Source organism: Furfurilactobacillus milii (assembly GCF_021654115.1).
Taxonomy (GTDB): domain Bacteria; phylum Bacillota; class Bacilli; order Lactobacillales; family Lactobacillaceae; genus Furfurilactobacillus; species Furfurilactobacillus milii.
Genome location: NZ_JAIWJF010000001.1, coordinates 506,189 through 525,233, shown reverse-complemented (window position 1 = coordinate 525,233; position 19,045 = coordinate 506,189). Strand labels below are relative to the sequence as shown.

The 19,045-nt window shown below is 46.0% G+C and carries 17 protein-coding genes; 9 read left to right on the top strand and 8 right to left on the bottom strand.

The window, feature by feature from the left end; all coding sequences use genetic code 11:
* Window positions 1-592 precede the first annotated feature (592 nt).
* A complete protein-coding gene (locus LDK34_RS02220) occupies window positions 593-1,471 on the bottom strand; it encodes a LysR family transcriptional regulator (RefSeq protein ID WP_236941411.1) in 879 nt (292 codons plus the stop codon).
* Between the two features lie 107 nt (window positions 1,472-1,578).
* Between LDK34_RS02220 and LDK34_RS02215 the strand changes: the two genes are divergently transcribed.
* A complete protein-coding gene (locus tag LDK34_RS02215) occupies window positions 1,579-3,228 on the top strand; it encodes a malolactic enzyme (RefSeq protein WP_236941410.1) in 1,650 nt (549 codons plus the stop codon).
* 581 nt (window positions 3,229-3,809) lie between these two features.
* Here LDK34_RS02215 and LDK34_RS02210 read toward each other — a convergent pair.
* Window positions 3,810-4,607 (bottom strand): alpha/beta hydrolase, encoded by a 798-nt coding sequence (locus LDK34_RS02210; RefSeq protein WP_236941409.1) that lies wholly within the window; start codon window positions 4,605-4,607, stop codon window positions 3,810-3,812.
* Window positions 4,608-4,772: 165 nt separating this feature from the next.
* On the opposite strand from LDK34_RS02210, the gene LDK34_RS02205 reads away from it, so the two are divergent.
* From LDK34_RS02205 to LDK34_RS02185, 5 genes are all read left to right on the top strand, one after another.
* Window positions 4,773-5,414 carry a TetR/AcrR family transcriptional regulator gene (locus LDK34_RS02205; protein ID WP_236941408.1) on the top strand — a complete coding sequence of 214 codons (642 nt, stop codon included), beginning with the start codon at window positions 4,773-4,775 and terminating at the stop codon, window positions 5,412-5,414.
* 16 nt (window positions 5,415-5,430) lie between these two features.
* Window positions 5,431-5,754 (top strand): HIT family protein, encoded by a 324-nt coding sequence (locus tag LDK34_RS02200; RefSeq protein WP_236941407.1) that lies wholly within the window; start codon window positions 5,431-5,433, stop codon window positions 5,752-5,754.
* A gap of 68 nt (window positions 5,755-5,822) precedes the next feature.
* Window positions 5,823-6,578 carry an SIR2 family NAD-dependent protein deacylase gene (locus LDK34_RS02195; protein ID WP_236941406.1) on the top strand — a complete coding sequence of 252 codons (756 nt, stop codon included), beginning with the start codon at window positions 5,823-5,825 and terminating at the stop codon, window positions 6,576-6,578.
* A gap of 24 nt (window positions 6,579-6,602) precedes the next feature.
* Window positions 6,603-6,965 carry a GNAT family N-acetyltransferase gene (locus LDK34_RS02190; protein WP_236941405.1) on the top strand — a complete coding sequence of 121 codons (363 nt, stop codon included), beginning with the start codon at window positions 6,603-6,605 and terminating at the stop codon, window positions 6,963-6,965.
* Window positions 6,966-7,195: 230 nt separating this feature from the next.
* Complete coding sequence (locus LDK34_RS02185; protein WP_236941404.1) at window positions 7,196-9,976, top strand: cation-translocating P-type ATPase; 2,781 nt, start codon at window positions 7,196-7,198, stop codon at window positions 9,974-9,976.
* Window positions 9,977-10,041: 65 nt separating this feature from the next.
* On the opposite strand, the gene LDK34_RS02180 is transcribed toward LDK34_RS02185, so the two are convergent.
* Entirely contained in the window at window positions 10,042-11,241 is a 1,200-nt protein-coding gene (locus LDK34_RS02180; RefSeq protein WP_236941403.1) for an MFS transporter, read from the bottom strand.
* 132 nt (window positions 11,242-11,373) lie between these two features.
* Between LDK34_RS02180 and LDK34_RS02175 the strand changes: the two genes are divergently transcribed.
* From LDK34_RS02175 to LDK34_RS02165, 3 genes are all read left to right on the top strand, one after another.
* Complete coding sequence (locus tag LDK34_RS02175) at window positions 11,374-12,288, top strand: helix-turn-helix domain-containing protein (protein WP_236941402.1); 915 nt, start codon at window positions 11,374-11,376, stop codon at window positions 12,286-12,288.
* 76 nt (window positions 12,289-12,364) lie between these two features.
* Window positions 12,365-13,435, top strand: a complete 1,071-nt coding sequence (locus LDK34_RS02170) for a YdcF family protein (RefSeq protein WP_236941401.1) — start codon at window positions 12,365-12,367, stop codon at window positions 13,433-13,435.
* A 44-nt stretch (window positions 13,436-13,479) separates the two neighbouring features.
* Window positions 13,480-14,253, top strand: a complete 774-nt coding sequence (locus LDK34_RS02165) for a CPBP family intramembrane glutamic endopeptidase (protein WP_236941400.1) — start codon at window positions 13,480-13,482, stop codon at window positions 14,251-14,253.
* Between the two features lie 300 nt (window positions 14,254-14,553).
* On the opposite strand, the gene LDK34_RS02160 is transcribed toward LDK34_RS02165, so the two are convergent.
* From LDK34_RS02160 to LDK34_RS02140, 5 genes are read right to left on the bottom strand one after another with little or no spacing between them, the layout of a single operon-like run.
* Window positions 14,554-15,405, bottom strand: coding sequence for a metallophosphoesterase (locus LDK34_RS02160; protein WP_236941399.1), 852 nt, complete (start codon window positions 15,403-15,405; stop codon window positions 14,554-14,556).
* Between the two features lie 12 nt (window positions 15,406-15,417).
* Window positions 15,418-16,290, bottom strand: coding sequence for a histidinol-phosphatase HisJ (gene hisJ / locus LDK34_RS02155; RefSeq protein ID WP_236941398.1), 873 nt, complete (start codon window positions 16,288-16,290; stop codon window positions 15,418-15,420).
* On the bottom strand, window positions 16,290-17,339 hold the full coding sequence (locus tag LDK34_RS02150; RefSeq protein WP_236941397.1) for an ABC transporter ATP-binding protein: 1,050 nt from the start codon (window positions 17,337-17,339) through the stop codon (window positions 16,290-16,292). The genes hisJ and LDK34_RS02150 overlap by 1 nt, the downstream gene beginning before the upstream one ends.
* 1 nt (window position 17,340) lies before the next feature.
* The gene (locus tag LDK34_RS02145) at window positions 17,341-18,126 is read right to left on the bottom strand and encodes an ABC transporter permease (RefSeq protein ID WP_236941396.1); all 786 of its coding nucleotides are present in this window, start codon (window positions 18,124-18,126) and stop codon (window positions 17,341-17,343) included.
* Window positions 18,123-19,040 (bottom strand): ABC transporter permease, encoded by a 918-nt coding sequence (locus tag LDK34_RS02140; RefSeq protein ID WP_236941395.1) that lies wholly within the window; start codon window positions 19,038-19,040, stop codon window positions 18,123-18,125. Before LDK34_RS02140 ends, LDK34_RS02145 begins: the two co-directional genes overlap by 4 nt.
* Window positions 19,041-19,045 lie beyond the last annotated feature (5 nt).

Below are 19,045 nucleotides of genomic sequence, written 5' to 3'. Positions count from 1 at the left end.
TAATATTCATCGCTGGCTAAATCGTCGTCTCGCTATATGTATATCGGCGATTGGTCACGAAGTTACACCAAAATAGGTTAACAGACTAACCATTTTTTTGATCTATCTTTAAAGCATATTAATGTCTAGCTGTTAAACAGTTACCACCTCTAACTTGATTCCAAAAGCAGTTTAGCACGCATAAATATTGTTTGTACATAAATAGTAAGTGCACAATTGCAAATTTGATGCGTCTAATCAGACCAGTTACGCAAATAGATTATTAAGCGCTTTCCAAATCAATTGTGTGCCATGAATTTTCAAATTTTAGTTTTTAAATGTATAACTAGCTAATACTTATAGTAGCTAACTATTTTGTTCGAAAAATAGACGCCTTTTTGCCATTAAAATTACGAATTAAGCAAAGTGATCGGTTAAATTCATTGTTAAAAAATGATTGCGTGGAAAAATTTTTCTAGCAACATGAAAATCTCTATCACATAAAAAAACCACGTCAATTTGAAAAGCAATAACGTCATCAATCAAGCCAGAACTAATCATTGATCAGTTATTACATTCCCACCCACGTGGTTTTCTATATGAATCAAACATTCTACTTAATCATCTTTAGATCATCAATAAACTGTCGCTGCATCTCATTTGGTACAAATCCTTGACGGTAAGCCAGGGAAATATTAAAGCGTTCCGTCAGCGCATCCTCAATCGTCAGCGAGGCAACCTCATCCCCAGTCTTGATAGCATCACTAACCAAGATGCTAATGCCGAGGTTCTCAGCTACTAATCCTTTGATCAAATTGATGTCGGGCGATTTATAAATGACGTTTGGCGTAAACCCGGCCGCTTTTGAGAAGGCCGTTAATGCTGCTGGATGAATAAAATTATCATTCAGCGTCACGAACCGTTCATCGGCGAGTTCACGAAAACTTACCTGTTCGCGATGAGCTAACGGATGTTCGTTGCCCACAATCACGTGAAACGGTCGTTCTGCCAATAACTGCGTGTGCAAACGGTCATTGGGTAAGGGTTGAATCGAACCCAATAGTGCAATGTCGATATCGCCATTTTGCAATTCCTTAAGTAGCTGATCAGAACCGGCTTCACGAGTACGGATACGGCTGAGAATCCCATCTGCCATTAGTTTGCCGGCTAATTTAGGAAAATAAACCGTCCCGATAATCGGCGGCAACCCAAATCGAATGGTCGTGGCTTTTGTCTGGATGATTTCCTGTTGTGACAATTTCAAATTTTGCAAAATTAAGGTGGCCCGCCGTTGTAAAATCTCTCCTGCTGGTGTCAAATGGGCCTGTGCGTGTGTCCGATCCCGCTGAATCAAGGTATCACCGAACTCTGTTTCCAAACGTTTAATTGCGAGTGTGATCGTCGGCTGACTAACGTGAAATTGCGTTGCGGCGGCCGAAAAGTTTTGCCGCTCCGCTACTGCCATAAAGTATTCCAAATCACGTGTATTCATTTTTAATAATCTCCATATTGTTATCTTTTATATCAAACGAGTTGTTTGACTATGATTATAACAGGGTTGTATCTTTAGTTTATTAAAACATTCATGGAGGCATTAATATGAAAATGACACCAGCTGAGATTTTAGAAGACCCATTTTTAAATAAGGGCACTGCGTTTACAGACGCTGAACGACGCGAATTTGGTCTGATTGGCCTATTACCGCCACGCGTCCAGACGATGGAAAATCAGCTAGCTCGTGTTTACGCACAGTATCAAGCCAAGTCCACCATGTTGGACAAGCGCCTGTACTTGATGAATCTATTCAATGAAAATCGGATTCTCTTCTACAAATTATTCAGTCAACACGTCGTTGAATTTATGCCCGTTGTCTACGATCCAACCATCGCGGACACCATTGAAAACTATAGTGAACTGTTCCTAAGCTCTCAATATGCCGCCTTCCTGTCCATTGATGATCCTGACGACATGGCAACAACTTTAAAGAATGTTGCCGGCAACCGTGATATTCAGCTGGTTGTTGTCACAGATGGTGAAGGCATCCTCGGCATTGGTGACTGGGGCGTTCAAGGCGTTGACATTTCCGTTGGTAAGTTGATGGTTTATACCGCCGCGGCCGGAATCGACCCACGCAAAGTGTTACCCGTTGTTCTTGACACTGGCACCAATAACGAATCCTTGCTGAATGACCCTCTGTATCTCGGCAATCATCATAAACGTGTCGAAGGCGATAAATATTATCAATTCGTTGATCAGTTTGTGACCACCGCTGAATCACTCTTCCCGAATATGTACCTTCATTTTGAAGACTTCGGTCGCAATAATGCCGCCAAAATTTTGCAGAAGTATCAGCGTCAGTATGTCACCTTCAACGATGATATTCAGGGGACTGGTATCATCACCCTCGCTGGCATCCTCGGCGCATTGAACATTTCAAAGCAAAAATTGACCGACCAAACATACCTGACGTTTGGTGCAGGATCCGCTGGTGCCGGCATTGCCAAACGGATTTTCGACGAAATGGTCGAACAAGGGTTAAGTGCCGATGAAGCGCGTAAACACTTCTACATGGTCGACAAACAGGGACTGCTGTTTGATGACATGACTGACCTCACCCCCGAACAACGGCCGTTTGCCCGTCAACGGAGTGAATTCACAAACGCAGATGAGCTGACCAGTTTAGCCGCTGTCGTTGACGCCATTCACCCGACAATTCTGGTGGGCACATCAACTCAGCCAGGCACCTTCACTGAAGATATCGTTCGTAACATGGCCGCTCACACGGAACGCCCCATCATTTTCCCACTGTCCAACCCAACCAAGCTGGCAGAAGCTTCCGCTGACGACCTCATCAAGTGGACTGACGGCCGCGGTTTGATTGCGACGGGGATTCCGGCTCACGATGTCGACTATAACGGTATCACGTATAAAATCGGTCAGGCCAATAACGCACTGGTTTACCCTGGCTTAGGTCTTGGCACCATTGCCGCTTCCGCCAAAGTGCTAAATGACACGATGATCAGCAAAGCCGCCCACTCACTCGGCGGGATCATTGATGTGAACGAACCCGGCGCAGCGGTATTGCCACCTGTTGAAAAGCTTAACGTCTTTTCCGAAACGGTTGCTGAAGCTGTTGCTCAAAGCGCTGTCGATCAAGGATTGAATGAGAAACCGATTGACGACGTGAAGGCTGCCGTTCTTAACACAAAGTGGACACCAGAATATACAAAATTGAATTTAGACGACTAAGTTCCAGTTTGTGGTTCTAAACTAATCAAGGTTGCCACTTTATCGAAAACAAACCGTTCACAATCACCCGACAATTAACTGACGAGTGATAATGAACGGTTTGTTATTTTTAAGGCAATTCAATGCCGATATTTCTGTGACTCACACAAATAATGGTAAGTGCCAACCGCTCATAAATAAACTATTTTCTTTGGCACGTCACCAATAATCACCTATCATAAATTTACTAATTGCACATCCAGACCGTTTCGACTAGAATTCAAGGTGAATAGAGGAGATTGCCATGGATAAAGTTAAATTGCAACGCGCCTTGTGGTATGTCGCTGGGGCCTCCTAGGATTAGGGTTGCTAACAATGCTTATCGAAGCAATTCGCATGATGTGGGTTGTCATGTTTGCAATGTGAGTTTGCAAAAAAATACGTTGACGTTTGGTTAACCATCAAAAGATGGCAATTAAACGTCAACGTATTTTTTATTTTATGCAGTAATTGGAAAAATCGATCTCGTTAACAAATTCCATTGTTAATTGGGTTTAGCTAATCGCTATTAATCATAACCGGTTAACTTTATACAGATGCTTTTAAAACAGAAATTGTGCCGTTTGCCATACGACTTCCGGATTGGACCGTAACGCTGAGTGCTGAACAGATAAGATATCCCCGTTAATAATGTGCTGCTGGTACGTTTGAACATATTGTGCTGCAAGTGGTCTTAATGCCTTTACCCCAGCAACTGACACTTCCGTATCCGTGCCTAATCCCCACACATTACCGCCAATAGCTAGGATCTTCAGGTCACGTGGCAGGTCGGCCGCTCGTTTGAGATAACGGTTATACCTGTGAGCAATGGAAGTATTGCTGTTGATCGTTGCAAATGGACTAGCGATGGCGACCCAATGATGGACTTGCGGTTGTGCGTCAGCGTGATTGGTAACCAGATAACTATATGCAACGCCACCACCCATCGAATGCGTTACAAAATTAACCTTGGTAATGTGCTGCCGAGTTCGCAATTCATGCATAATTTTAGGCAACAGTCTGATTTGAACAGCTGGATCGCGATTGTCCGCAAACGCCAGTTGAATCAGATAATTAGTTGAGGGCCGTTGATCACCAGAAAAGCTCAATTGGCCGCGATTGTTTATGCGAACCAGTTCGCGATGGCTAGCAATTCCTGCCCGTTGCCAATGCGTCGTCATCTGGTCAAAAGCCTTGGCATTTGAACCATAACCACCGATAAACACTGTCGCCGTGTGGGTCTGTCTTGCATGAAGTGTCGATAAACGGTGTTGATATAAGAGACTGTGCCCGGCATCCCACCCCACAAATCCGAGCAATAAAAGACTAACAATCAGTAAAACCTTGGTACGTCGCTTCATAATTCATTCGCCACTTTTCTAATTGGCATCATTATAAACTGTTTTCTTGTAATGAATGAAACAAAAAGAACATTTTTATTCTTTTTTGTACACTTTTTTTAGAATGGTGTTATACTCGTCCACAATTATGAATGATTTTAGCTGAGATTGGAAAGGAAGCGTATCATGACCAAAACTTCAAAGCGAACCGACATGTTACACCACCTTATAAGCTACATGAACATTAACGGATTTTCGGATCTGCGAATGGACGATATTATCCGGATTGCACATGCAAGCCGCACAACCGTTTACCGTTACTTCTCGTCAAAAGATGATGTTATGACAGCTGTGATTACAGAGTATTGCGACTTCATCGACGACTTACAACTGCCCACCGCTAATGATGATCAAACAGCCATGCTCATCGGCCTTAATGAATTGATTAAGGCTCAGTTACTGTTTGAAAGTAGCCTGTCGCGCCGCTTTCGCCGAGAGTTAACGACTGAGTATCCCCAATTATCTTCAACACTAAATGCTGCGATTGAAAAATTTGACCAACAACAGCGCCAGTTTTACACGCACGGTCAGACACTGAATTTATTTAATCAGGCCAACCCAACGCTCTGGCTGCTGGCGGATCACGAAATGATTCCCACGCTACTCGACGAACATTATCTTGTCACCCATTCATTGACCGCACGACAAGCACTAATTGACTACGTAAACTTTAAATGCCAACAAGTGGTGCGTCCTGAATACCAAGAACAACTGAGTGTGAGTGACTTAGATCCCACTATCGACAAACTTCTTCAATCGCGGCCTTAAGGGAGGCGTACTTTTTATGACTACATCTAAACAAACTAATTGTCCATTTTGCGACAAGCCAGCTAACGAAATTTTATTATCAAACGATCTGGCTGTCGCTTTTAATGACATTCATCCAATGGCTCCCGGTCATATGTTAATTGTGCCACGGCGGCATTGCCAAACCTTGTTTGACGCCACACCAGAGGAACAACATGCCATGATGGATTTGCTATCACAGGCAAAACAATCACTCGATGTGCAACTACATCCCCGTGGTTATCAAGTTTTTAGTCATGTCGGCCAAATCGCTGGTCAACGAGTTGATCACGCTCACATTCACCTTGTGCCCGTTGCGTAAACGTTACCCTCATTACATCCTTCATAATTGACCGTTTATTAATAAAAATGTTATCGAGGTCCTCAGTCATGTTTAATCCTTTAACTCACCATCAATCAGCAAACTTTGACGAACAAATTAATCAGTTGGCTCAGCTCATTTCAAAATCACATCACACCATCGCGTTAACAGGTGCCGGCATCTCCGTGGCCAGTGGCATCCCCGACTTGGAACAATTGAGTGGCGGTACGACAGGTTCACTTTCATCTGAAAGTTACCTTGAAGCACACCCCGATGATTTTTATCGTCAATTTCATCAGTTGTTTATTGATCCGATTTTTAATGTCGGCCCGACCGCTGCTCATAAAGTTTTAGCTCAGCTTGAACACCATCAACTGTTAGACGGTGTGATTACGACTAATGTCGATTATCTTCATGAGCGTGCTGGCAGTCGTAACACAGCCAATATTTGGAGTAGTTTGAACATTAACCACTGTGTGCAGTGTGGTCGCATCTATCCCCTCGAAATTTTACGTGATCCAGTACCGCATTGTCCAAACTGTGGTGGCATTATTTCACCAGATCCCATATTCCGCAACATTGCGACAGTGCCTGCAGAGCGTGAACGTGCTGATTTATGGACAAATACCGCTGACTTAGTCCTCGTCACCGGCGCTAACGGATACTACGATCATGTTGAGGATCGCTCAACCCTAGCTGACATCAACCCCGCCCAAACGGAATTCGATGATCGGGCCACTTTAGTAATTCGTGCAACAGCCGATAAAACGTTTGCTGCACTAGCGGGTAAGCTAAACCTACCTATCACAACCGTGACGAAATAATAGAAAAGAATTGAGATGACTAGTATGTCCAATGAAACAAATTATCAATTAACACTCACCTTGCCGACACCCGAAGAGTTTTGTGCATTGCGCAAAGCGGCAGGTCTAAGCCCACGTAGCCTTGCCACAGCTACTCGCGGTTTGCCAAACAGTTTAATGGGCGTTTCAATTCGAAAACAAGGCCAATTAGTGGCGATGGCACGCGTTGTTGGCGATGGCAGTATCGTCTTCGAAGTCGTCGATGTTGCCGTCACACCAAGTGAGCAAGGTCACGGCCTCGGCAAACAATTAATGCGCGCTGTAACCAACTATTTATCTGAACATGCTCCCGCGGACGCAGACGTTAGTTTGATCGCTGATGTGCCTGCTGACCACCTGTACGCATAGTTCGGTTTTCAACCAACAGCTCCCGAAAGCATTGGGATGGCGTGGCATCGTGAATAAATCCATCTAAATTTGACTTTGTTAATGAGAGGCGTATGCTGTAGTCAATTCATTAGGTGAGCAATCACTCACTCGACTGTTTTTGACTTCGATGTACTCTAATTTAACGAAAATTATAAAAGGCCTATACTGGCCCTAGCATCTAAATTTAGGAATGTAAGTAGGCGAGGACTATGGCAACGAAAACATTAACAAATGATGATTTTGCTAAGATGGATATCAAACAATTACAAGAACAACTTGGCACTTCAGCAGAAGGACTCAGTCATGATGAGGCGGCAAAACGGCTCACACAATACGGGACCAACACCATTCAGCATGGCAAACGTCAGTCGCAGTTACTGAGCTTTCTCAAGAACTTTACGTCGATGATGGCCATTTTGCTGTGGGTCAGTGGTTTCATCGCCATGTTCGCTGGGATGGTGGAACTCGGCATTGCCATCTGGGCTGTCAACTTGATCAACGGGTGTTTCTCCTTTTGGCAGGAACATGCCGCACAAAAGGCAACGGATTCCTTGCGCAAGATGTTACCAACGTTTGTCCAAGTCACACGCGATGGCAAGGACATGCAAATCAATGCGGATGATCTGGTACCTGGTGATGTCTTCGCCATTCAGGCTGGTAACGCGATTCCAGCAGATGCCCGCCTTGCTGAAGTCTCCTCGATGCAAGTTGACGAATCTGCCCTCACCGGTGAGTCCGTTCCGACTTCCAAACGTTCAACCTATAATCATGGCGACGGTCAGTTTGCCGAAAAGAACATCGTCTATGCTGGCACCGTGGTTACCAGTGGCACGGCAACCGCGATTGCACTCAGCACTGGGATGCAAACGGAATTCGGTAAGATTGCTAGTCTAACTCAGAATGAAAAGCAAACTGCGTCACCATTGCAGCAAGAGCTTAACCGCCTAACTCGGCAACTATCACTTATCGCGATTCTAATCGGAGTTGTCTTCTTTGTTCTGGCAATCTTCTTCGTCCACTATCCGGTCGCTAAATCGTTTATCTTTGCGCTCGGCATGATCGTTGCGTTCATCCCCGAAGGCTTGTTGCCAACTGTCACACTATCATTAGCTCAAGGCACGCAACGGATGGCCAAAAAACATGCCCTTTTAAAACAACTCAACAGTGTGGAAACACTAGGCGAAACGACCGTCATCTGTTCTGATAAAACCGGGACGTTGACGCAAAACCAAATGACCATCAACAATGTGTGGCTGCCGACCCGCACTTATGCTGTTACGGGCACCGGATATGTCAACAACGGCCACATTCAGTTTGGTAGCAAAGACTTCGATACTACACAGGATGCAGACCTTTCACGACTGCTACAAATTGCGCTACTTAATAACGATACTCAGGTTCAGGCGCCAGCGACCAGTCAAGATACACCGAAAATTCTGGGCACACCGACTGAGGCAGCCCTCGATATCTTAACGGCTAAGGCTGGCCTAGATAAGACAACGGTTGCTAAAAAAATGCCACGTCTGGCTGAATTGCCGTTTGACTCTGATCGCAAACGGATGACGACGATTCACCCCACTGCTGATGGTGGCCGCGTCATTTACACAAAGGGTGCTCTCGATGGCATGCTAAGCATCAGTGATCAGATTCTAGATGGCGGTAATGTGCGTGCCATGACTGATGCCGACCGCAACGAGATTAACCACGCCAATGAAACGTACGCTGCTCAAGGGTTACGCGCATTGGCGTTTGCCTATCGAGAAGTCGGCGCGGATAGTTCAACACTCCCTCAAGACAACAAAGCAATCAGTATCGACGCAGCTGAACGGAACATGATCTTCGTTGGGCTGACCATTATGGCCGACCCGCCACGTCCCGAAATTTACGATGCAGTCAAAAAGTGTCATCGTGCCAACATCCGGATCATTATGGTCACTGGCGACAGTGCGTTAACTGCCAAGAGTGTCGCCGTCAAAATTGGTCTCACTTCTGACAAAGCGCGCGTCATCACCGGTGATGAACTCAACCAAATGAGTGACGATCAGCTTCGTGAAGCGGTCAAAGGCGAAGTTATCTTCGCCCGCGTTGCGCCTGAACATAAATTCCGCATCGTCTCGATGTGCCAAGCAAACGGCGATATCGTCGCGTCCACTGGTGACGGTGTCAATGACGCACCAGCCTTAAAGAAGGCTGATATCGGGATTGCCATGGGTGTCACTGGGACCGATGTTGCTAAAGACGCAGCAGACATGATCCTGACTGACGATAACTTTGCTTCCATCGTGGCCGCTATTGAAGAAGGCCGAACCGTTTACAGTAATTTGCAAAAGTTCCTGTTGTACATCTTAAACAGTAACGTGCCAGAAGCAGCGCCATCAGTTATCTTCCTGTTCACCCGTGGGCTGGTGCCACTGCCATTAACCGTTATGCAGATTTTGACCGTTGATTTAGGAACGGATATGTTACCTGCCTTGGGCCTTGGTGCTGAACAAAGTGAACCAGGAATTATGGATCAGCCACCGCGTCCGCGGACAGCCCACTTGTTGAACAAGTCCATCATCTGGAAAGCGTTTGGCTTATATGGTCTAGTCGCCTCTGTGATTTCAACGGTCGCCTACTTCTTCGTTAACAAGATGAACGGCTGGCCTGGCATCGCACTGGCAAGCAATGGTGCTGTTTACCGCGAAGCCACCACCATGACGCTGGCCGCAATTGTCTTTTGTCAGATTGCCGCGGCCATCAACTGTCGGACACAGATATCTTCAGTCTTCAGCATCGGTATTTTCAGCAACCACCGCATCTGGTGGGGAATTGCGTTTGAAGTATTGCTCCTAGCCTGCTTGATCTATATCCCATTCTTACAGGGGTTATTCAACACGGCGCCACTGGGTGTTAGCGAATGGATTTTTCTGATTGTCATTCCAATTCCGTTGTTCCTACTGGAGGAATTACGGAAGTACTTGGTTCGACAACATCACGCCAAGCAATAAAAGTTCGTTTCAAAAGTCCGCAATGACTGATTAGAATCGGTTATTGCGGACTTTTTGTGACCAAATTAATTGACGGTCGAAGAACGATTTAAGGGCGTAAACCAGCCAAAGACACCGGCGCAAAAACGAATCATCCCCGCTATTACAATGATGACTGCTAACGGCCAATGCGCCGCCACTAGCCCTGCTCCCAGAAAACTACCAATGGGAATCGACGCGTACGAGATCATTCGCGTCACACTGACGACACGGCCAAGGATTGCTTGTGGAATAACCGTTTGCCGTAATGAAAAGAACACCACCGCATTCACATTGCCACAGAAATTAACCAGCGCATAAAAGGCTGCTACTGAAAGGAAGTGGTGGCTCAGACCAACACCAACCAAACTGACACCAGCTAATAATGTTGTGCCAACCATTAAAGTACCTGCCGAAAAATGACGACTTAACCATGGCGTCGCAAGAGAGCCGATAATTGCCCCAATGCCTGCTAATCCCATCGTGATACCAGCAATCGAAACAGATGTGTGCAGCGAATGGCGCATAAAATAAATAAAGTTAGCGGCAAACATGTTGGTACCCAAGTTTGTCCAAAAGAATAACAGAGCCCCATACCAAACAATTTTATTTTGATATGAAGCAACGAAGCCGGCCTTTATGGCGCTTACTGTCGATTCTGAAATTAATGCAGTTTGACGTTTTGCGCTGGGGTGGACAGCAAAACTCAAAATGGCCGCCAGTAAAAAGCTTGCCGCATCAATGGAAACCGCTAACTGTGGTGCAATCAGCGCAGTCAACAAACCACCGACCATCGGACCAATTAGGCTCAATGTGTTATCCACAACCTGTAAAGAAGCATTCGCCTTATACAATCTCGATGGATCAACGATCCGTGCAATGATACTTTGAAAAGCTGGATGCATTAACGGCGCGAAACTAGCCTGCACGAAAATCAATAGATAGAACCAGAATCCAGTTGTGTGACTATGCACTAAGATGGCTAGACAGCTGGTAGCCAAGGCGGCACCTAAATTACCCCAGAACAAAATCTGGCGTTCTTCAAAACGGTCAGCCATAATGCCGCTAAAGACTGAAATAAACAGCCATGGTAAAAATTGAATCCCGTAGATAAAGGCCATTTGCGCACCTGAACCTGTCAGTTGATAAATGGCAATTGGCAAAGCGATTTTTAGTAGCCAGTCGCCCAGTGTCGAAACTGTGAAAGACAGCCACAAAAATTGGAAATTAAAGCGTGATTTAATCATGACAACACCTCATATCGATTAATCACGCGTCGACGCGTTTAATAAATAGCTATTGTTCGTTGTTCACATTAGCATTAGACTCTGAATAGTGTATTGAAATTGTCATATTATACAAATAGAAAGAAGTCTTTTATGTCTTCAATGGGTGCAACATTCCGGCAATTGCGTCGTGGCAAACATTTATCGCTGACAGAAGTCAGTGATGGCATCGTTACTGCCTCATTCTTATCCAAGTACGAGCGTGGTCTAACTGATATTTCGTTTGCAACATTAACCCGCCTGCTTGAGCGGATTAATGTCGACATCGCGGAGTTCGTCTATTTTGACCAGTCCGCACAGTCAGATCACTCGACAAACGAGCAGTATTTGCATGACGTGAGCCGTTTATATCTGGCAGATAATATTGGCGCTTTACGTCAGTTAAAAAGCACATTTAGAAAAGACCACGAACAGCTGTTGCCACTCTTTCTCGATTTAAATGACGCAATGTTAGATGCCTGTATTGCATCATTAACCCAGACAACATTAGCATCATCCTCACAGGAACTCATCATTAACTACCTATCAAGCGCTGAACACTGGGGATTCTACGAGCTTTACTTATTTGGCAACTCGCTGATATGCCTGCCAGTCGATCAGGCGATCACCTTAGCCGATCTGATGTATAAACGCGGGCTGGCCTACGTGAATTTACAAACGGATAATGTGTCTGCCCAATTCCGCATCTTGAACAACTTGACTTGTGCCTGTGCTGAACACAATCGCTTAGACGCTGCTCAGCACTTTTTGGTACTCTTCAAACGCCTATTAATCCATCCTCGGCAATTCTATGAGACCGTTAAATATCAAATTCTTGTCGGCATGATTATGTACTTAACTGGTAAACAAGATGCTGGATTGAATCGTCTACAAGCGGCATTAATCATCGTTAAACAGATTGGCACACCAGAATTGCTGGCACACGAAACCAACTACCTGCAACGCTTTATGCCGTCAGACGTTTGGCAACAACTACACGAAGCTGTTGACCGCGCTCCCAGCGCATAAAATTAATTGCAAATTGTTGTCAAAATAGCGTTCAACCTGCACAATTGAGTTACGAACACGAGGGGGAATTCGATTCATGCACTTCAACTATGGGGCCGGTCCAATAATTAAATCGGTCTGGCTGATTGCTATTATTTTTGCACTAATCTTTGCTTGGTCCTGGTACCGAGATAAGCGCCGGTTGATTAACGGTATCTGGTTTAACATCGCTTTCTACTCAATGTTGCTGGCGCTGGGGTCAACGATTTTGAACATGGAAAATCATATTCTGATCGTGCTATTCGGTGTTCCGTTTGTTTTGGCCATAATTGCAATTGGGTTGGTGTTTGCTCTTCAGAGTATCCTGTTAATTTGGAACGCCGTCATCGTCTGGCGTAGGGAAAGCCACTCACTCGGCAATATGTTAACGTTGATTCTCGGTATCGGCGTGCTATTGATTCCTTGGCTTGACACCTGGGCCGGCCGTTTGTTACCACAACCGTGGTTCGTTTTCTTCAACATGGTGACCGATATCGTCGTGCTGTACCTACTCTTTTGGTTTTATAACTACCTTACCGTATTGGTGCTCTATCAATTTAACCGGCCCAAACGCAATCAACAGTATGTCATTGTGCTTGGGAGCGGACTGATCAATGGTGGTGACGTGCCACCACTGTTAGCACAACGAGTCGACCGCGGGATTGAATTCTACCAACGACAATTACGCGAGACCGGTAAGGCACCCATCCTGATTCTCTCAGGTGGGCAAGGCGGCAACGAGACCCGCGCGGAAGGTGTTGCGATGCGTGAATATGCTTTACAACACGGCATCCCCGCTGATCACGCAATTGCCGAGGACCAGTCCATCAATACGCTGCAAAACATGTTGTTCTCGAAGAAACTAATGACGTTTAATGATGGCAAGCAGCCTAACGCGATTTTTGTGACCAGTAATTACCATACGCTCCGTGCGGGGATGATTGCCCGTCGTGCTGGCCTCAAAGCTGATGGGATTGGTTCACGCACTGCTAAGTTCTTCTTACCAAACGCCATTATTCGCGAGTACATTGCGGTGTTTGCCCGTCACAAGTGGGCACATGCGCTAACCATTGCATCATTGCTGATTCTGGGCGGTTTAACTGTTCTTTTCGAATATCACGTCCTTTAGTTTTTTCCTATACCCATTACATACGCGAAACGCAGGTGATTTGTTTGTCGAGAATCAAAAAATATTTCGTTTTAGACAAAAACGACCAAGACGATATCACCTTGGCCTTCAAATATGGCCGCAGCTCTGCCTTGGCATGGGTGTTGATTTCACTGACCGCGTTTGCAGGCGTGATTACGGAAGTGGTGCCCGACCTTGAGCATTTCCACCTGCTGGTTTCACCGCCGCTTTTGAGCTTACTGACCGCGCTTGGCGGGCTGTACAGCTACTATATTGCAGGAACTGTATTCTTCTTTTTCTGGCAGCTCAGTCGCTGGATGCCGAACCGTCCGCGTGTCAAACGACGAACCGGCTGGCTTGAAAGTATTTGCGCGGTCATCATCATTACGTTTGTACAAGGGGTCGTCGCTAATATTGCTGACAGCTTGATCACCAAACTACATGTCAAAACAGTCACCGACACGGCCGAAAGTAGCGTCACCTTCCACGGCACCGCGTGGCACAAGTTCATCAGCTACGCCATCAATAATTGGTATGAGATTCCCAGTGAGGACGTGTTCCGACTGAGTCTCTTTTCACTAATTTTCGTCGCGTTGCTGTGGATCAAACGACCGACGCTACGCTACTGGCTGGCCTTTCTCATCACCGCATTGCTATTTGGCGCTTGGCATTACAGCTCCTATAGCTACCACATGACGGAAGTGCTGATTGATGTCGGGCTGCCAACGTTGCTGGACGGCTGCCTGTGGTTACGAACGCGGAACCTGTGGACGTTTACGGCAAGTCATCTGCTGTATGATTATTCGGGAAATTTATGACTTAAGTGTGCTATATTTCAAATGCAACGCATTATCTTTTCTTGAACTATATTCATACGATTTTCGTACGAAATATAGTTAAGAAGGAACATTCAATCATGTATGAATACTGCTAAATCAGCAATTCACTATGCCTTTTTTCATTCGATAATCATACGAAATAAGAAATCTTAAATTGAGGAACGCTCAATCTAAGTTAGATATTAAAGAAATTAAATAGGGCACATCACGATATTTTTTAACGTGATGTGCCCTATTTAGATCAATACAATCAATACAATCAGTACAATTAGCCACTTGCTATTCAAACGTCACAACCCGTGTTTCAAAATGATCCTCATACAGCTCAATCTCTCGAACTCCACGTTTGGTAACACCGTAAGCGTTATACCCCGTTACGTTCCCATAATCGAGTTCGATATCACCCAATCGGCTGCGAAAGTTATTATTGTGGTCGTGACCGGCGAACAGACCTTTAATATCGTGTTGCCGCATCATCTCGTAAAATAAACCGGAGTTGTAATCTGATGGACAAATTTGTTCGCCCATGCTGCCATCCAAAATAAAGTCCGCTGCATCGGCATACTCCGGTAGTGGAATGTGTAAAAAACCGAGATCCGTTCGCGCCGTCCGTTTGTCCGCCTGGCTGAGCTTTAAATACCAGTCAATCTGTTCAAATTCCAGTGGTGCATAGCCCTTACCCAACTCCCAGTTGAGGTAATCACCGCTGTCCCAAACGAACAACCGGTTTCGCATCACATCACCAGCATAAATATCCAGCGTGTAATTTTCGCGGTTAACCGTTGTGTAGACATTTTCCTTAGGCGCCGGCAACTGCAGAGCAGATTCAAAGCTGCGAATCTCCGACCGTGTCAACGAGCCTTCTGTATCGTGATTGCCGTAGGTCACCGCGACAGGCGTGCCCGTTTCAGTCAGCACTTCGTAGAACAAGTTTAGACTATCCTGCGGCGTGTCATTTTCCCAAATCAAATCACCCGTCACAATAATCAGGTCATAGGTGTGATGCATGAAAAAATGCTTCAATGCATTGATGGTTCGCTGGTCAGCTGGATTCAGCGGCACACTGCCGAAATGAAGATCCGTCAGCTGACAAATTCGAAACGCCTCGTGTGGCGCAACTGTTAGTTTCATCCTTTTACCCCACTACCGAAAGAGTTGCTTATCGACATACGTTTGGTAACCTTGCGCGACATCGGCCACGCTATGTGTATCTGACCCGTACACCATCGGGATACCGCGCTTCAAGGCTGCATCAATAATGGCAAACGTCGGTGACGGCTCTTGTTGCGTTGTTCGCGGCAAACCGGACATATTACAGTCCAACATGTCGCCGCGTTTGGTCACCAAATCTAGTAACTGGTTAACTAATTGATTAGTTGTGTCATCTGACCACACCGTGTCGGTGGGAAATTGCTGCAACCATTTGCGATACAACGTGATGTGTCCGTATCGGAGCGGCTTATTGGGCGGCTCCCAGCGAATCGCGTTGATCATTGCGCTTAGGTAGGCATTAGCGACCTCAACCGGACTGCCGTACTCCGCCAAGACCCCATCGCGAAAGTCCAGTTCACTATCATCCACCGCCCGCAAACCAGCAGCAGTTGGTAAGAAATGCACGGACAGAATGGCATCATCAATTCGTTGCCCATACTTAGCTAACATCAACGCCGTCCAGTCCCGGTAACGTTCAAAATAATCAATTTCAAAACCAACTAATACGCGAATCCGGCTAGCATAGCGAGTTTTAATCAACGTCATCTTTTCGAGATAGGCATCTAACTCCCGTTCAGCCATCGCTGCTGTGTAAATCGCGTGCCGTGAACCACGGGCTTCTTCAGCAAACTTTGGCGGCATCGGAAAATGCTCCGTAATTGAATACGTCTTAAAACCCGCCGCAATCGCCGCTTCAAGGTAATCTTCCACTCTCTCGCCAGATCCGTGCGGGCAAAACTCTGTATGCGTGTGCCCGTTCCACGTTTGCCGGTCAATGCGACCTAACTCTTCTGCACTTAACATTACGCCTCCACTAGCGGCGTTACCGCATCTCGTCGCAGCAACACGTTCACATGTGCCGCGACCTCTGGGTGTTCACGTGTATTCAACTGTTTCACCTTCAATCGCGGCCCACTCGTTGTCGCAAACGTAAATTCGAGCCGGTCACCCAGCAGTGACGCTGACTCGACCACACCTGGAATTGAGATCACCTCCGCATTCGCTGAGTGACGATTATCTTGTGCCAAGCTAACTTGTTGACTGTTATCAAACGTAAATAGCTCTGGTCGGATCACATACTGCCGTTGTTCATTAACGACACAGCCAAGGCTACGCAACGTGGTGCCATCGAGAATGTTATTATTGCCAATAAACTTCGCAATGAACAGATTCCGTGGCCGTTCATAAATATCAGTGGCACTGCCCTGTTGCTGAATCTTGCCATCGTTCATGATCAAAATGTCATCGGAAATCGCCATGGCTTCGGCCTGATCATGCGTGACAAAAATCATGGTGATGCCCAGTTCCTGTTGAAAGCGGCGAATTTGATCACGCAGTTCGACACGGATTTTGGCGTCCAACGCGCTCAATGGTTCATCCAACAATAGCAGTTGCGGTTCAAGCACCATCGACCGCGCGAGCGCCACCCGTTGCTTTTGACCACCAGACAATTCATCTGGGTAGGCGTCCTTTTTCGCCATCATGTCGGTCAATTCCAACATATGATCGACACGTTTAATGATTTCAGCTTTCGGTCGACGCTGCACACGTAATCCATATGCCACATTGTCGGCCACCGTTAAGTTTGGAAACAGCGCATAAGACTGAAAAATCATCCCAATGTTTCTTTGATTAGGAGGCAAACTGGTGATATCGTGACCGGCCAACCGAATGTGTCCCTTAATGTGTTTGTTTAAACCTGCTATGGCGCGCAACACGGTCGTTTTGCCACTGCCGCTGGGACCAAGAAACGAAGTCAATTGCCCCTTCTTGACACCAAAATTCATATCCTTGATCACCTGCGTTTGATTAAAACCGATGTTTAATTGTTCAACCGTCAGTAAATCGTCCATCTTACTTCCCTGCCTTTACGTCTTTGCCGGAGAGTTTCATCAATATGATAGCGACCAGGATCAGTAGCCCAAAGTAGCAAACTGTCAGTACACTGTTGGCGTTGCCGTTCGCCTTCATCAATCGATACATATAAATTTTGAACGTTTCGTAATCGCCGTTTAAAAAGATGTTTGTAATTACATATTCACTAAACCCTGTCGTAAATGTCAGCAACATCGCCACGAAGACGCCTGTCTTGATGTTTGGTAGAATCACGTGGACAAACGCACTCACTGGCCGTTCGCCCAGCATCCGTGCTTGCTCAAACATTCCCCGAAAGTCGCGGCTCATGAACACGTTATCCAAACTCTGGTAAAACGCCGGGAAACTGAGCGCAGTGATAATTAAAATCAGAAAGATCAACTTGGGGATCGGCAAGTTGCCGTAAATCTGCACTAATCCTGTCACAAGCACGATGCCCGGCACCGCATAAGGCATGACCATCAGGTAGCGCACTTTCGCTTTCAGACGCTCATCAAATACGTTGATGTAAAAGATAACCGGTAGAAAAATCACCATCGCCACAACCACCGCGGCCGCACCAACAATCAGTGAATTAATCGTCGCCGTCAGGAAATCGCTGTTGGTCACCAACTGGCCGTACCATTTCAACGTCCACGATGCCGGTAAAATCGTCTTTACCCAGTTTGTCGCAAACGAATAAATCAGCGTCGCCAAAATGGGGAGTAATAACAGTCCGGCAATCATGGTGAGAATGCCAACTGACCACTTTCGTTCTGTCGTCATTTGCTTTTCATCCCCCTCATTAATACTGGATAACCATCCAGCAAACGATGCCGGTTGCGAGCAGGCCTTTTTGTTGCCACTGCCACAGTCTGTAACGTTCGTTTACGTTTAGTTAACCAGTTCCCAATTGTCACTAAAACAACAATCGACAACACAAACACCGTCGATAACGCACTCGCCAACGGAATATTTGCGTTCAATGAACCGTTCATTAGCGAGCCAATAATGATCGGAATCGTCGCAATGTTGTTGCCAGTCAACGCGTACATCGTTTCATACGTCCCCATGGCGTTTGCAAACAAAATGATGAGGGTTTCAATTAAGTTTGGTAACACGATCGGCAACACAATGTGGATTAGGTAAAAGCGACGGTTAGCACCCAGCATCAGCGATGCTTCTTGCCAGTCGCGGCTGATTTCGCGAAATGGTGGATACAGGAACAGGATGCCCAGAGGGACTTCAAAGAACACGTAGGCGAGGATTAACGCACCAAGCGAGTAAATGCTAGGGCTGTGGACTGCTGAGCCAAGGCCTGCCATGACCGCGTTCAGAACGCCGTCGTTTCCAAACAAGATAATAAGTGAAAAGGCTAGCGGAATCCCAGCAAAGCTCGTTGCTATATTAAATAGTGTTAGTGCGGCTGCCTGAGCTTTCGCGGACAAACGTGTAATCGCCCAAGCTCCGAGGACAGCGATAATCAAACCAATCAAAGCTGCTACAATAGAAATTCCGAGACTATTAAAGATAGCCTGACGATAATATGCCTGCGTAAAAATGGTCGTGTAATTGGCGAACGTAAACTGACCGTCGCCATCCAAATGAAAGCTTGTCAGTAGCATCGTCACCATCGGCAACAGTATCGTGACACCCATCAGTATCAAAAATGGTGAGAAAATCTTCGTTTTTGTTTTCATGCAGC